This is a genomic window from Mesorhizobium sp. M1295, from assembly GCF_040318135.1.
GTDB lineage: Bacteria > Pseudomonadota > Alphaproteobacteria > Rhizobiales > Rhizobiaceae > Mesorhizobium.
Genome location: NZ_JAMYLU010000002.1, coordinates 243662 through 258180, shown reverse-complemented (window position 1 = coordinate 258180; position 14519 = coordinate 243662). Strand labels below are relative to the sequence as shown.

The following is a 14519-nucleotide window of genomic DNA, read 5'->3' as shown; positions in this document are numbered from 1 at the left end:
GGATGACTTTACTCAGATCCTTCGGCATGGGCAGGCGCTCCGACGTTCTGATCTACGACCCGCACAAATTGTCGAGCCCGCAGGTCTTTCTGCTGACCATGGTGATCTTTCTGTTCATCGTGGCCTTTATCGCCGCCATCCTGACCCGCCAGATCTCGACCGCCTTCGTCACCAATCCCGGCCTCAACGGCCTGATCATCGGCGTGCTGGCGGTCGGCATCCTGCTGGCCTTCGTCCAGGTCGGCCGGTTGTTCCGCGAGGTGCGCTGGGTCAATTCGTTCCGCGCCGGTTCCGAAACCACCGAACCCGTGCTGCTGGCGCCGATGAAGGCGATGATCGGCCGCTCCTCGACGATTGCCTTCTCGACCAGTTCGATGCGCACCATGCTGGATTCGATCGCCACCCGCCTCGACGAAAGCCGCGACACCTCGCGCTACCTTGTCGGGCTGCTGGTGTTCCTCGGCCTGCTCGGCACCTTCTGGGGCCTGCTCAACACGATCGGCTCGATCCGCGAAACCATCGAGTCGCTCGATCCCGGCACCGGCGACGCAGCGGCCGTGCTCGAATCCCTGAAGCAGGGGCTTTCCGCCCCTTTGGCCGGCATGGGCACCGCTTTCTCGTCGTCTCTGTTCGGCCTGTCCGGCTCGCTGGTGCTCGGCTTCCTCGACCTGCAGGCCGGCCGCGCCCAGACGCGCTTCTATACCGAGCTCGAGAACTGGCTGTCCTCGGTCACCGACCTGTCCTCCGACATCGTCGTTGCCGACGCGGCCAAGAGCGAACCCTCCGATGAAATCCGTCTGTTGTCGGAAAAGCTGCGCACCCTGCAGGAGAATGGCGGCGGCTCCAATCCGCGCGTCGCCACCGCCATGGCCAATCTCGCCGACGGCATTTCTGGCCTGGTCAAGAACATGCGCTCGGAACAGCAGATCATGCGCGACTGGGTCGAGGCCCAGTCCGACGAGCAGAAGGCGATGCGCAACACCCTGGAGAAGATCGCCGACGCCTTGAAGAAACCTGGAGTGCATTGACGTGGCGTTGGCACGAGGCCGGCGCTCCGACCGCCGCATCGATTACTGGCCTGGCTTCGTCGATGCGCTGTCGACGCTGCTGTTGGCGATCATGTTCCTGCTCACGGTTTTCGTGCTGGCGCAGTTCCTGCTCGGCCGCGAGATCTCCGGCAAGGACACGGTGCTCAACCGCCTCAACTCCCAGATCAATGAGTTGACCCAGCTTCTGGCGCTGGAGCGCTCGACGACGCAGGACAAGGAGGACACCCTTGCCAATTTGCAGGCCTCGCTGTCTGCATCGGAGGCGGAAAAGAGCCGGCTCGAACAATTGCTGGCGCAAGGCGCTGGCGCCGGCGACGCCGCCAACCAGCGCGCAACGGCACTTTCCGGCGAGCTCGACAGCCAGCGCCAGATCAGTCAACAGGCACTGAGCCAGGTTGAAATCCTCAACCAGCAGATCGCGGCGCTACGCAGGCAAATCGGAGCGCTCGAAGAAGCGCTCAACGTGTCCGAAACGCGCGATCGCGAGTCCAACACCAAGATTGCCGATCTCGGCCGCCGCCTCAACGTCGCGCTGGCGCAACGCGTGCAGGAACTGAACCGCTACCGCTCCGATTTCTTCGGCCGCTTACGTGAAATTCTCGCCGACCGCGAGAACATCCGCATCGTCGGCGACCGCTTCGTCTTCCAGTCGGAAGTGCTTTTCCCGACCGGCTCCGAAGTGATCAACGATGCCGGCAAGGTCGAAATGAAGAAGCTCGCCGATGCCATCATCGAATTGCAGAAGGAGATCCCGCCGGAGATCAACTGGGTGCTGCGCGTCGACGGCCACACCGACAACAAGCCGCTCTCCGGCACCGGCCGCTACCGCGACAATTGGGAATTGTCGACGGCGCGCTCGACATCGGTGGTCAAGTTCCTGATCGAGAACGGCGTGCCGGCCAACCGGCTGGTCGCGGCCGGCTTCGGCGAATTCCAGCCGCTCGACCCCGCCGATACCGAAGAGGCGCGCAACAAGAACCGCCGCATCGAGCTGAAGCTGACCGAGCGGTGATCTGCAAGCCTTTGGCTCGTTACATGCACCGGATCGAGCCGGCTCAAGTCGGCGGCATCTAGGGCACTGGTGCGGCAGCCGCAAGAGCTGAAAAAATTACCTTTTTTTAATTACACTTTGCCGCCACCGCCTTTTAGCCTTGGTCTGGGCCGAGAACCGCCGGCGGTGGAACCGCTCATCGCGACGCGACGGAACCTGACGGCCCGCGGCCGGAAGGCAGGAAAACCCAACCATCGCCTTCCCCAGTAAAGGAGACGCAACCATGCGCTTCTTCGCTCCCAGGAACCTCAGGACTGCTACGCTCGCCACACTTCTCCTCGCCGTTCCGTTTGCTGGCGCTTACGCCGGCCCGCGTGAGACGGCCTTGATCAATCAGATCCAGAGCGTGGAGACGGGTATCCAGGGCGCCATCCGGGCGAACAAGCTCGAGCCGGGCGAGGCGCGTGACTTGCGCACGCAGGTCGCTCAACTCGATCGGGCCGCCCAGAGGGCCGCGCGCGAGGGAACGATGCCGAGCACGCAATATCAGCAGTTGCTGGCGCAGCTCGACGATGTCAGCCAAAAGCTACGCGCTGATACCGGCAGTGCCTTCCTCATCGGCAACGGCGGCGATGGCGGATACTATCCTAACGGCTACGGCCCAAACTATCCAGGCGGCTGAGATCGGCCGCAGCGCCCGGCGCTGTGGCAATTGATTTTGCGTATGATCCTTTTCCAGTTTTCGGTTCAGGGATCATGCGCTAGCACAACGCCAACGCAATCAGCGCCAGCATTGCCGGCACTGTCTGGATGAACAGGATTTTACGGCCCGCCGTCGCCGCGCCGTAGAGGCCGGCGACGGCGACGCAGAGCAGGAAGAAGACTTTGAACTGGAAACCGGCTTCGCCGAGGTAAAGCCCCCAGATCAGCCCAGCTGCGAGAAAACCGTTGTAAAGTCCCTGATTGGCCGCAAGCACTTTCGAGGCACTGGCGAATTCCGGCGTCAGCTTGAATACCATGTGACCGCGCGGCGTGTCCCACAGCACCATCTCCAGATAGACGATGCAGAGGTGGATCACGGCCACCAGCCCGACCAGTACATTGGCGATCATGTTTCGTCTCCCCCATTGCGGTCTGCCGCCGCCAACGACATTGATCACGCACGCCACCGCTTCCGCAAGATGCCTTTCGGCCGTTGCGGCCGGCAGTCGATGCATCGGTCGCAGACGGTTTTCAGGGGTTGCCAACACTTTTCCATTGGTATCTTTTCCCGCCGTCAAATCAGCGGAACCCACCATGTCCTTTCAAAATCTCGACGACCTCGGCCACAAGCTCGAAGCGCTGGAACATGCCCTCGCCATTCTCGGCGCCGACGAGGCGACCCATATGGCGGTCGGCGGCGGCGAGAAGCGCGCAGAGGCAATGTCGGCGCTTGCCGGCATGCACCACGCCCAGGCGACTGCGCCGGAGATTGCCGATTGGATCGCGGCGGCCGAGCAGGAGGCGTTGAACGAAGAGCAGCAGGCCGCGGTCAGGGAGTTCCGCCGGCAATACACCAACCTGACCTGCCTGCCGGTCGAGTTCGTCGAGCGCCAGACGACTGTGCGCATGCGCTCCGAGCAACTCTGGCGCGACCTGCGCGCCAAGAACGACTGGGCCGGCTTCCTGCCGGCGCTCGAAGGCGTCGTGGCGCTGGTGCGCGAGGAGGCGACATTTCGCGCCGAGGTGCTCGGGCTCGAGCCTTATGACGCGCTGATGGAGCAATATGACCCGGGCAATCGCACCGCCGACATCACGCCTTTATTTGCTGAGTTGAAGACTTTCTTGAAAGGCTTCGTACCGGAGGCACTTGCCGTGCAGGAGGAGCGGCTGGCGAAACATCCGCTGAAGCCGCTTTCCGGCAGCTACCCCTTGGACAAGCAGCGCGAGCTCGGCCTCGCCATGATGGCCGCAGTCGGCTTCGACCTCACCCACGGCTCGCTGTCGGTTTCGCACCATCCCTTCTGCGGCGGTGTGCCGAGCGACGTGCGCATAACCACCCGCTACAAGACCTCGGATTTCCTGTCGGCGCTGATGGGCGTGCTGCACGAGACCGGCCATGCGCTGTACGAGCAGAACCTGCCGAAGGCGTGGGCGCACTGGCCACTCGGCAGAGCGCGCGGCATGGCGGTGCATGAAAGCCAGAGCCTGTTCGTCGAAAAGCAGATCGGCCGCAATCCAGAATTCTGGCGCTGGGCACTGCCGGTGGTCGAAAGACACCTTGGTGAGAGCTGGACGATCGACGACATCCTGCCGCATGTGCACCGGGTCGAGCGCGGTCTGATTCGCGTCGATGCCGACGAGGTCACCTACCCGCTGCATGTCATCCTGCGCTACGAGCTGGAGCAGGAGCTTGTCTCGGGGCGGCTGGAAGCAGCCGACCTGCCCGAGGCCTGGGATGCCAAGATGCGCGATTATCTCGGCCTGTCGACATCAGACAATCCGGCTGATGGTCCGATGCAGGACGTCCACTGGCCGGGTGCCGCCTTCGGCTATTTCCCCTCCTACACGCTGGGCGCCATGATGGCGGCGCAGCAATGGGCGGCGCTGACCAGAGATCATCCTTCAGCCGACGAAGACCTCGCCAAGGGAGATTTCGCCGCGATCAACGACTGGCGCCGCAAAAGGATCTGGTCGCAAGGCTCGCGCTGGTCGACGCCGGAACTGCTCGAACGCGCCACCGGCGAAAAGCTCAATGCCGTGCATTTCACCGATCACCTGAAGAAGCGGTACGGTAACTGAGTCGCTTCGTCTGTTCCTGGTTCTTGCTGCGGTGACCGCAGAAATCCGCGAAACTGGCCTTTACTTTGGTGGGAAAGCCTCTGAAAAAGGAGTTCTTCCAAGTTGGGCGAGCGTAGATGTCTGCCTATTACAGTTTTCATGGGATGAAGTCTTTCTGGCCCCGCTTGGTATTTTTCATCTTGTTGATCGGCCTGAGTTCTCCGGCCATGTCCGACGACATGGTTCTCAAGGGCCCCGCGGAAAGCTGGGTAACGCAGGTTGATACTCCGGCTGCCGATCCCACCCGATCGGATCAAATCAAGAATGGCGTTTCATGGCTGCTCTCGGACGACCAGATCAAGCATCGCGCCGGCGGCTATGTCGAGTACTCGCGCACAGTCTATAGAATCGTTGACCGTCCCGGGCTGGATCGGGGCGCGAGTATCGATCTGCAATTCGATCCGTCCCGGCACAAGGTCACGCTCAACCATCTTCACATCATCCGCGACGGCGCCGTTTTGGACCGGCTGGAAGACGTCGAATTCGACATCTTCCGCAGGGAAAGAGATGCCGAGAAAGGCGTCTTCGACGGCTGGCTGACAGCACATGTCAACATCGATGACGTGCGCGCCGGCGACATCGTTGATTACGGATCGACCTATGAGATAACGCCGCTCGTCGGCAAGGATCTCTTCTTCAAGAATTTCTCCACCGAATGGGAAGAGCCGGTAGCGCTTATCCGCACGAGCATCATTTGGCCTTCGGGCCAGCCGCTCGAGACCAAGACAAGGGGGACCCAACTCAAGCCTTCGATCTCGTCGACAGGGCCGGACACGACCTATCTGTGGGAAATTCCAAACCCGAAACCGGTCAATGTCGAGGACAACCTGCCCGTGACATATCCAGGCTGGGGCTCTATCGATGTCGCATCGACCGCGAATTGGCAAAGTGTGGTCGATGCTGTTGCGCCCTATTACAAGCCAGCGACCGTTTTTCCCTCGGCTTTTGCCGCAAAGCTCGACGACATCGCACTGCGGCATCCCGTGCCCGAAGACCGGATGGTCGAGGCAATGCGGTTGGTGCAGGACCAGATCCGCTATGTAAGCCTGTCGATGGGTGCCGGTTCCTACATTCCGCGTGATCCCGCGACCGTCATCCTGAGCGGGTTTGGTGACTGCAAGGACAAGGCACTGCTGCTGGTTTCTTCGCTTGTGCGGCTTGGCATTGCTGCCGAGGTTGCCCTGGCCGATCTCGACGAAGGGCGGGCCCTGGACCAGCATCTGCCGGCGCTTCGCGATTTCGACCATGCCATCGTCAAGGCGAGGATCGGAACAAAGACATATTGGCTGGATGCTACCGACTATCTTCAGGGCGGCAAGGCGCCCAATCTCGCACAGTCGGACTACGGCTTCGCGCTGCCGCTTTCCAGCACCGGCGGATTGGAGAAGATGCCGAGTCCTGTGCTTACCAGCCCATCGATCCAGATCGCCGAGGACTTCGATTTTCCGCGGAAACCGGGCGATCCCCTCGTGCTGACGGTCTTCTCGACATATCAGGACGCCGATGCCGATTGGATGCGCGGCAATTTGGCCAGCCGGTCGCTGAGCGAGGTGTCGGACGCCTACCTGAAATACTACAACAAGCAATATCCGGGCATCCAAACCGTCGCCAAGCCGGAAATCGTGGATCGCCGCGACGACAACATAGTGAGCGTGAAGGAAAGTTATCGCTTGCCGGCAGAGGCGCTGGCGGCCAACGATCTGGCAAAGAATTTCCCGATCCGCGCGGCCGATCTCGGCAACAACTCTCTTCCAACCCCGACAATCGTCGACCGAACCGGGCCCGTCTCCATCGGCCCCCAGTTCTACCGGCGTCACAAGATAACGGTGCGCAACCTCAAGGCGAGGTTTTCCGGCGAGTCGATGAAAAACGTCGTGACGCCCTATCTGTCTCTCAAGGCGTCCTGGTCCAACACGCCCACCGAATTTCAAGTCGAATGGAACTTTCAGAGCCTGGCAACTGAAGTGCCGGCCAAGGCGATTGCCGACTATCTGAAAACCGTCGATGACGTCGCGGACGAAATCCGGTGGCAGTACGATTTTACCTATGAAGAGCCGCCTGCCGATGTGCAGCTCAGCGATCCGGCAAAGGAGCAGCGCCAGACCGTCGCCAGCATGCTTTTGTTGTCGTTGCTTGTCGGCGTTCCCCTGTTCATCGCCTATCGACGCGGCAAACGCCGAGCTTTCGGTAGCTGAAGAATCCCAGCGGTCGCTGGGGGACCTACTCGGCCGCGCCCCTGAAGGCATTCGCCCCGGTTTCGAACTGCAGCTTGGCCAGCCGCGCATAGATGCCGCCCTTGGCGACCAGGCTCTGATGCGTGCCTTCCTCGACGATGCGGCCGCCATCCATGACCAGGATGCGATCGGCCTTCAGCACGGTTGCCAGCCGATGGGCGATGACGATCGTGGTACGCCCCTGCATCAGCCGGTCGAGCGCCGTCTGCACCAGCGTCTCGCTTTCGGCATCGAGTGCCGAGGTCGCCTCGTCGAGCAGAAGGATCGGCGCATCGCGCAAAATGGCGCGGGCGATCGCCACGCGCTGGCGCTGGCCGCCCGACAGCGTCACCCCGCGCTCGCCGACCTGGCTGTCATAGCCCTTTTCGAGTTTCAGGATGAACTCGTCGGCAAGCGCGTCTTTCGCCGCCGCCTCGATCTCGGCCTGGCTGGCGCCGGGCCGGCCAAAGCCGATATTGTCGCGCGCGCTTGCGGCAAAGATGGTGACATCCTGCGGCACGATGGCTATGCGCGCGCGGATCGCGGCCGGATCGGCCTCGCGCAGATCGACTCCGTCGATGACGATCCTGCCGGCTTCCGGATCGTAGAAGCGCAGAAGCAGCGAAAACACGGTGCTCTTGCCGGCGCCGGATGGTCCGACGATCGCCACCGTCTCGCCGGGTTTGACCTGAAAGCTGAGGCCATGGACGGCGGCGCGGTCGGGCCGGGCCGGATAGGAGAAGGAGACATCGTCGAAGCTGATCGCGCCTCTCGCCTTTGCCGGCAGCGGCTTCGGATCGGCGGGCGCCTGGATCGCGGGTTTCTCGGCCAGGATCTCGGTCAGCCGTTCGGCAGCGCCTGCTGCCTGGGACAGTTCGCCCCAGACCTCCGACAAGGCGCCGAGCGCGCCAGCAGCGAACACCGAATAGAGCAGGAATTGGCCAAGCGTACCTGGCGACAGCGTGCCGTCGAGCACGTCGCGCGAACCGAACCACAGCACCGCCACCACCGAGGAAAAGATCATGAAGATGGCGAAGAAGGTGAGAAAGGAGCGGGCAAAGATCGAGGCCCGCGCCGCTTCGAACGCTGCTTCCACGGCGGATGAAAAATACCCGGTGACAAGCTTCTCGTTGGTGAAGGCCTGCAGGGTGCGGACCGCGCCGATCTGCTCGCTGGCATAGGCGGTGGCATTGGCCAGAGTATCCTGCGCCAGCCGTGACTTGCGCCGCACCGAGCGGCCGAAGGCGACCAGCGGCAGCACGATTAACGGAATGGCCGCGATGACCAGGCCGGACAGTTTTGGGCTGGTGAAGACCATCATCGCCACGGCGCCAAGGCCGAGGATGACGTTGCGCAAAGCCACCGAGGCGGTAGCACCCACGGCCGATTTGACCTGTGTCGTGTCGGCGGCGAGCCGCGAGACGATCTCGCCCGACTGGGCCGTGTCGAAGAAGGAGGGCGACAGCGTCGTGACGTGGGCAAAGACATCGCGGCGGATATCGGCAACGACGCGCTCGCCCAGCGTGATGACGAAATAGTAGCGGCTGGCAGACGCCGCCGCCAGCACGGCGGCCATCACCACCAGCATGGCGAAATATTCGGCAATGAAGCTGGAATCGGAAGCGGAAAAGCCGTGATCGATCATCCGCCGCACGGCCAGTGGCAGCGCCAGCGTCGTCGCCGCCGCGACGGCCAGCGAGATGATCGCGCCGATGACCATTTTGCGGTAATGGGTGATGTAGGGAAACAGGCGCTGCAGCGGCCTCAGCGAGCGCCTGCGCTCGTCTGCATCGCCGCTGATGTTCGCCATGACCGTGTCCTTTGGCCTTTTGAGGTTTGCGCCATCAATATGCGCTTGCCGCGGCCTTGTGATTCAATTCCGGCTGATGTATAGGCTCGCCGACCGTTTTAGAAGCCGTGGCTCCTCAATAGCTGCGGCTTCGAGTTTTAAAAAGGGGCGCATCGACGCAGGCTTCAGCCCGTCGGCAGCACCCGGCAAGCCAGGAACAGAACCATGAAGACCGACATCCATCCCGACTACCACACCATCAAGGTCGTCATGACCGACGGCACCGAATACATGACCCGTTCGACCTGGGGCAAGGAAGGCGATACGATGAACCTCGATATCGACCCGACGACCCATCCGGCCTGGACCGGCGGCCAGCAGACCCTGCTCGACCGCGGCGGCCGCCTGTCGAAGTTCAAGAAGCGCTTCGAAGGTTTTGGCCTGTAAGGTCGAAGAACGCTCAAGCCGCATTGGCTGCCTGCAGATAAAAAACCCGCCCTTGTGGCGGGTTTTTTATTCAGCGGATCGTCGCGCGAACGAAATCGCCCTTGATGACGATCGAGGGTTTGGCGCCGGCGGTGTTGGGAAGCGAACTGTCGACGAAGGACGCCAATGCTGTCACCGAATAGCTGATCGGAACCTGCTGGCCGAAGGACAGCGTGGCATCCAGCGCCTTGCCGGCAATCGCGATGTTTTCGTCCTGCCGGATGCTGCCATAGAAGAGATTGACCTTCAGCGCCTCGCCCTTGAGATCGATGCTCGAAGCATGCCCGTCGAGTGAAACATCGGCGGCCTTGCCCGCGATGGCGATAGTAGAGAAATTCCCCGCCATGTTGGCTTGCAGCGCCGCTTGGTCGATCGACACGGAACTCTCGGGTTGGATGTTGGCGTTGATCTCGACCACGCAGTCCGAAGGATCCAGCCACGAGGAGGGAGCAACATCGATGCGTAGCGTCGAGGCCACCAGCTTCATGTCGCTGGCGGAACGGCAGTCACTGGCGAACCAACTCGAATACCAGCTCGCAAACCAGCCTTCACGGCGGCCGCTGATCGTCGCGTGGTAGGGTGCCGCGGACGAAGTGGTGAGCTTGACGGAACTGGCTTCGCCGGTGATGACGACGGCGCTCACCCCGACGAGATCGAGCGTCTTGGAGGCCTCACCGGTCGCCGGCGATGCCAGGGCAACGCCGGCAAAAGGCAGCAAGACGAGAATTGCGGATTTCATCATTGTCTCCGATCATGTTGGGCGGTCGCGACTGGACCGTGGCGTTGTCGAGATGATCTGAAACGTCGATTTCCGCGACCTTGATCGCGATCCGGGACGACCGCGAACGCAATCCGGGTCATTGTCGGCCGCTGCCCGCTTTGGAACCACGCTTGCGATCATGATCTTCATTCCCCTGCCATTCGTCGTTGCCCTGTTGCTGGTCATCCTGCTCGTGCAGATGGTCCGCCGAAACGAGGCCGATCTGCGTGAAAACATCGCCTTCATGCTGCTGATCGCCGCCTATGCCTTGCAGTCGGTGCTGATCGGCATTCGCTGGGGTTATGATGTCAGGGCAATCATGCCGTTCCAGTCGGTCCTGGCGACACTGATCGCACCCCTTGCCTGGATAGCCTTCAGCGGTTTGACGAAGGAACCGTCCGCGCATCGCCTGGCATCACTCTGGCCGCATTTGCTGCCGGCCTGCCTGGTTGTCCTGCTCCTGATCTTCTGGCGCGAGCCGGTCGGGCCGGTGATCATCCTCGTTTTCCTGTCCTATGGCGCCGCCCTTCTTTGGCTGGCGCTGGCCGGTCCGGATGTTCTTGTCGAATCGCGTCTCGACGGCGTCTTGCGGTCCTACCGATCGCTGTTGGTGACGGCGCTGGCGATCCTTGCATCGCCGGTCACCGACATCATCATCAGCTTCGACCTCGAATGGACAGGTGGCACTCATTCCGGCGCGGTGATTGCCGCCGCCAACGTCCTGGCGCTGCTGCTGCTCGGCGGCGCGGCCGCTGTTGCCAGCGAAACCGCTGCTTCCGACGAAGAGGAAGTGGATGTGTCGCACGCCCAAACCACGCCACGGGTGACCAGCGAAGATTCCGCTGTCGCGGCGGCGGTCGACGCGCTGATGACATCGAAATATCTCTACAAGGATGTCGATCTCAACCTCGGGCGCATCGCCAGGCGGCTCGGCCTCCCCGCACGGCAAGTGTCATCGGCGGTCAATCGCGTCCACGGATCGAGCGTATCCCAATACGTCAACGGCAGGAGGATCGATGAGGCCCGCCGCTTGCTCGCGGCGACCGACGAACCGATCACCCGCATCATGCTCGACGCCGGTTTCCTCAGCAAATCGAACTTCAACCGTGAGTTCCTGCGCATCACCGGCCTGAGCCCGAAGGCATGGCGGCGGAAGTATCGGCCGCCGAAGGGCACGATGCCGGCCATCTCCTTGCCAGGCAAGGGAAAATGAATGCGCGCGGCGCCGGTCAGGCGCCGAGCAACTCTCGCAGAGCCATCCGCTTGTAGGCCGCAACCAGCCTGTCACCCTCTTGCCGGTCGACCGAAATCGCAAGCCGCATTGCGGCCTCGCCCATCTGCCAGATGAGAAATGCCGTGGTTTCCAGCGCTTCCGGATCGGCGGACGGCCGCAACCGCTTCAGCACCGTGGTGAGGAATTCGGCGTTGGCCCGGCTGTCGGCAAGCTCAAGCTCGCGCAATGCTTTGTCGGCCTGTGTCCCCGACCAGATGTCGCGCATCACCGGCTCGGCCAGGAATAACCGGTAGTAGATATCCACCAGCTCCGAAAACGCCTGGCGCAAGCCGTCGGCGTCACTGACGTCGGCAAGTGCCGCCGCGATGCAGGCCTGGCTTTCGGCGGTGTAGCGTTCGGCCAGCGCCCAAATGATTGCCCGCTTGTCCGGGAAGAACTGGTAGAGCGAGCCGATCGACACGCCGGCCCTCTCGGCCACCTCGCCCATGCGCATCGCATCGCTGCCTTGCTCGGCGATCAGCGCCGACGCTGCGGCCAGCATGCGCTCGACCCGCTCGCGGCTACGCTGCTGGCTCGGCGTTCGGCGCGGCGATGCGATCTGGCCATCCTGTGAATCCGATACGGCAGAGCCTTCCATCACTGTCTCCAGGCGAACAATCAACAAATTGGCTTGACTCGCAAAATACGAGGGTTTATCACGTTTGGCAAATGTGAGGATTGTTCACATTTGCAAACTGAGGAAAATCGACATGAACCCTACTGTAACGAAACCAACTTTGATCCTCGGCGGCACCGGCAAGACCGGCCGCCGTCTCGCCGAGCGGCTGACGGCGCGGGGCCTGCCGGTGCAGATCGGCTCGCGCTCGGGTACGCCGCCCTTCGACTGGGAAAATAGCACGACCTGGGAACCCGCGCTTGATGGTGTCGGCGCCGTCTACATCAGCTACTATCCTGATCTTGCGGTGCCCGGCGCGGCCGACACCGTCGGCGCCTTCTCTCGTCTTGCCGTGGAGTGTGGTGTGCGCCGGCTGGTACTGCTGTCGGGGCGCGGCGAAACGGAAGCACAGCGCGCCGAAGAGATGCTCAAAGCTTCAGGCGCCGATTGGACGATCCTGCGCTGCGCCTGGTTTTCCCAGAACTTCAGCGAAGGCTTCCTCGTCGAATCTTTGCAGGAGGGCGAGGTGGCGTTGCCGGTCGGCAGTGTGGGCGAACCATTTGTGGATGCCGACGATATCGCGGAGGCCGCCTTTACCGTGCTAACCCGGCAAGGACATGTCGGAGAGCTCTATGAGCTGACCGGGCCGCGGCTGCTGAGCTTTGCCGACGCGGTCGCCGAGATCGGCAGGGCCGCAGGCCGCGACATCCGTTTCAAGCGGGTTTCCCATGCCGAGTTCACCGCCGCCATAGCCGAGCACGAGTTGCCGGCCGAGTTCGCCTGGCTGCTCAACGAGCTGTTCACCGAAGTGCTCGACGGCCGCAACGAAACGCTGACCGACGGCGTCCAGCGCGTGCTCGGCCGCGCCCCAAAAGACTTTTCCACCTACGCAACCGAAACCGCCGCCACGGGCATCTGGAGGAACTGACATGATCATGAAACTGCTTCCCACCCTCACCTTCGTCGCTGCCATTGGCTCAGGCGTTGTCGGCGGCGTTTTCTTCGCCTTCTCCAACTTTATCATGCCGGCGCTCGCCCGCTTGCCTGCCGGAGGCGGCATCGCCGCCATGAATTCGATCAACATCACCGTGATTACGCCGGCATTCATGACCGCGCTATTCGGCACCGGGCTGGTCTGTCTTGTGCTTGCCGCCGGCGCTCTTATCGGCTGGAGCCAGCCGGGCGCGTTCTGGCTTCTCGCCGGCGCCCTGATCTATCTCGTCGGCAACCCGATCGTGACGATGATGTTCAACGTGCCGCTCAACAACGCCCTGGCCGCAGTCGATCCGGCAAGCGCCAACGGCGCCGCGGTATGGGCCACTTATCTCAAGGACTGGGTGATGTGGAACCATGTCCGCACCATCACCGCCATCGTGGCGCTGGGCTGCTTTATCTTCGCGTGCCGGTGAATGCCGGGGCAAGAAGACCCTCAGGCAGGGTCCTTCGACTTATGACCCTTGCGATCGGCATGGCCGAGATCGCGATCCGGATCGATGACGTCGCGAACCAGTTGCTTGAGCTTTGCGGCGTCGGGAAAACCGCCGTCACGTTTGCGGTCCCAGACCAGCGTGTCATTGCAGGAAATGGTGAAGATGCCGCCGGTACCGGGCACCAGCGTCACTTCGCCGAGATCGGTGCCGAAGGTGGACAGCAGCTCCTGCGCCATCCAGCCGGCCCTGAGCAGCCACAGGCACTGCGTGCAATAGGTGATGCGGACTGTAGGCAGCGCGTGTTGGGTCATGCCGCGCTGAGCTTCGCCAAGGTCTCCTCGTCGACCTCGAAATTGGCGTAGACGCTCTGCACGTCGTCGTCATCTTCAAGCGTCGCGACCAGCTTCATCAGCGATTGTGCCCGCTCCTCGTCGACCGCGATATTGGTCTGCGGCTTCCAGATCGGCTTCACCGATTCAGCCTCGCCGAGCGCGCCTTCCAGCGCCTTCGACACCTCGCCGAGGTTCTCGAAGGCGCAGTAGATCGTGTGGCCTTCCTCGTCCGACTGGACGTCGTCGGCGCCGGCCTCGATCGCCGCGTCCATCACCTTTTCGGCGCTGCCGGCCGATGCCGGATAGTAGATCTCACCGACGCGGTCCCACATGAACGACACCGAGCCGGTCTCGCCCATCGCCCCGCCGGCCTTGGTGAAGGCAGCGCGCACATTCGACGCCGAGCGGTTGCGGTTATCGGTCAGCGCCTCGACGATTAGCGCGACGCCGCCCGGCCCATAACCCTCGTAGCGCACGGCCTCGTAGGTCTCGGCATCGCCCATCGACGCCTTGTTGATGGCGCGCTGGATGTTGTCCTTCGGCATCGACACCGCCTTGGCGTTCTGCACCGCAAGGCGCAGGCGAGGGTTCATCGATGGATCGGGCGTGCCGCTCTTGGCGGCGACGGTGATTTCGCGCGCCAGCTTGGAAAACATTTTCGATCGCACCGCATCCTGACGGCCCTTGCGGTGCATGATGTTCTTGAACTGTGAATGGCCAGCCATGGCACCCCTGTCGTCTTCTCGGCTAGAGCATCCGC

The 14519-nt window shown here is 62.4% G+C and carries 15 protein-coding genes; 9 read left to right on the top strand and 6 right to left on the bottom strand.

What is annotated here, in order from left to right; translation table 11 throughout:
• Positions 1–2 precede the first annotated feature (2 nt).
• The 3 genes from NKH29_RS04295 (at position 3) to NKH29_RS04285 (ending at position 2722) form a co-directional block, all read left to right on the top strand.
• Positions 3–1028 (top strand): MotA/TolQ/ExbB proton channel family protein, encoded by a 1026-nt coding sequence (locus tag NKH29_RS04295; RefSeq protein WP_023719628.1) that lies wholly within the window; start codon positions 3–5, stop codon positions 1026–1028.
• A gap of 1 nt (position 1029) precedes the next feature.
• Entirely contained in the window at positions 1030–2061 is a 1032-nt protein-coding gene (locus NKH29_RS04290) for a peptidoglycan -binding protein (protein ID WP_352480924.1), read from the top strand.
• A gap of 262 nt (positions 2062–2323) precedes the next feature.
• Positions 2324–2722 (top strand): hypothetical protein, encoded by a 399-nt coding sequence (locus NKH29_RS04285; protein WP_023719630.1) that lies wholly within the window; start codon positions 2324–2326, stop codon positions 2720–2722.
• Positions 2723–2801: 79 nt separating this feature from the next.
• On the opposite strand, the gene NKH29_RS04280 is transcribed toward NKH29_RS04285, so the two are convergent.
• Positions 2802–3152 (bottom strand): DUF1304 domain-containing protein, encoded by a 351-nt coding sequence (locus NKH29_RS04280; protein WP_023719631.1) that lies wholly within the window; start codon positions 3150–3152, stop codon positions 2802–2804.
• A 184-nt stretch (positions 3153–3336) separates the two neighbouring features.
• On the opposite strand from NKH29_RS04280, the gene NKH29_RS04275 reads away from it, so the two are divergent.
• Together NKH29_RS04275 and NKH29_RS04270 are read left to right on the top strand one after the other, a co-directional pair.
• On the top strand, positions 3337–4821 hold the full coding sequence (locus NKH29_RS04275; RefSeq protein WP_352884009.1) for a carboxypeptidase M32: 1485 nt from the start codon (positions 3337–3339) through the stop codon (positions 4819–4821).
• A gap of 206 nt (positions 4822–5027) precedes the next feature.
• Complete coding sequence (locus NKH29_RS04270) at positions 5028–7055, top strand: DUF3857 domain-containing protein (protein WP_352845220.1); 2028 nt, start codon at positions 5028–5030, stop codon at positions 7053–7055.
• Between the two features lie 25 nt (positions 7056–7080).
• Here the strand turns inward: NKH29_RS04270 and NKH29_RS04265 are convergent, their stop codons facing one another.
• The gene (locus NKH29_RS04265) at positions 7081–8883 is read right to left on the bottom strand and encodes an ABC transporter transmembrane domain-containing protein (RefSeq protein WP_352480929.1); all 1803 of its coding nucleotides are present in this window, start codon (positions 8881–8883) and stop codon (positions 7081–7083) included.
• Positions 8884–9087: 204 nt separating this feature from the next.
• On the opposite strand from NKH29_RS04265, the gene rpmE reads away from it, so the two are divergent.
• Positions 9088–9309 carry a 50S ribosomal protein L31 gene (gene rpmE, locus NKH29_RS04260; protein WP_006327661.1) on the top strand — a complete coding sequence of 74 codons (222 nt, stop codon included), beginning with the start codon at positions 9088–9090 and terminating at the stop codon, positions 9307–9309.
• A 70-nt stretch (positions 9310–9379) separates the two neighbouring features.
• Here the strand turns inward: rpmE and NKH29_RS04255 are convergent, their stop codons facing one another.
• Positions 9380–10087, bottom strand: a complete 708-nt coding sequence (locus tag NKH29_RS04255) for a hypothetical protein (protein ID WP_352640134.1) — start codon at positions 10085–10087, stop codon at positions 9380–9382.
• A gap of 160 nt (positions 10088–10247) precedes the next feature.
• Here NKH29_RS04255 and NKH29_RS04250 point away from each other — a divergent pair, with 160 nt between their 5' ends.
• Positions 10248–11321: a helix-turn-helix domain-containing protein gene (locus NKH29_RS04250; RefSeq protein WP_352999092.1), complete on the top strand. Its 1074-nt coding sequence runs from the start codon at positions 10248–10250 to the stop codon at positions 11319–11321.
• Between the two features lie 16 nt (positions 11322–11337).
• Here NKH29_RS04250 and NKH29_RS04245 read toward each other — a convergent pair whose 3' ends face one another.
• The gene (locus NKH29_RS04245) at positions 11338–11979 is read right to left on the bottom strand and encodes a TetR/AcrR family transcriptional regulator (protein WP_352480932.1); all 642 of its coding nucleotides are present in this window, start codon (positions 11977–11979) and stop codon (positions 11338–11340) included.
• 112 nt (positions 11980–12091) lie between these two features.
• Here NKH29_RS04245 and NKH29_RS04240 point away from each other — a divergent pair, with 112 nt between their 5' ends.
• A complete protein-coding gene (locus NKH29_RS04240; protein ID WP_352640132.1) occupies positions 12092–12925 on the top strand; it encodes a Rossmann-fold NAD(P)-binding domain-containing protein in 834 nt (277 codons plus the stop codon).
• Position 12926: 1 nt separating this feature from the next.
• Positions 12927–13406 carry an anthrone oxygenase family protein gene (locus NKH29_RS04235; protein ID WP_352999091.1) on the top strand — a complete coding sequence of 160 codons (480 nt, stop codon included), beginning with the start codon at positions 12927–12929 and terminating at the stop codon, positions 13404–13406.
• 20 nt (positions 13407–13426) lie between these two features.
• On the opposite strand, the gene NKH29_RS04230 is transcribed toward NKH29_RS04235, so the two are convergent.
• Both NKH29_RS04230 and NKH29_RS04225 read right to left on the bottom strand, forming a co-directional pair.
• On the bottom strand, positions 13427–13738 hold the full coding sequence (locus tag NKH29_RS04230; RefSeq protein WP_023719638.1) for an Rdx family protein: 312 nt from the start codon (positions 13736–13738) through the stop codon (positions 13427–13429).
• Positions 13735–14484, bottom strand: coding sequence for a YebC/PmpR family DNA-binding transcriptional regulator (locus NKH29_RS04225; RefSeq protein WP_023678028.1), 750 nt, complete (start codon positions 14482–14484; stop codon positions 13735–13737). Before NKH29_RS04225 ends, NKH29_RS04230 begins: the two co-directional genes overlap by 4 nt.
• Positions 14485–14519: the final 35 nt, after the last annotated feature.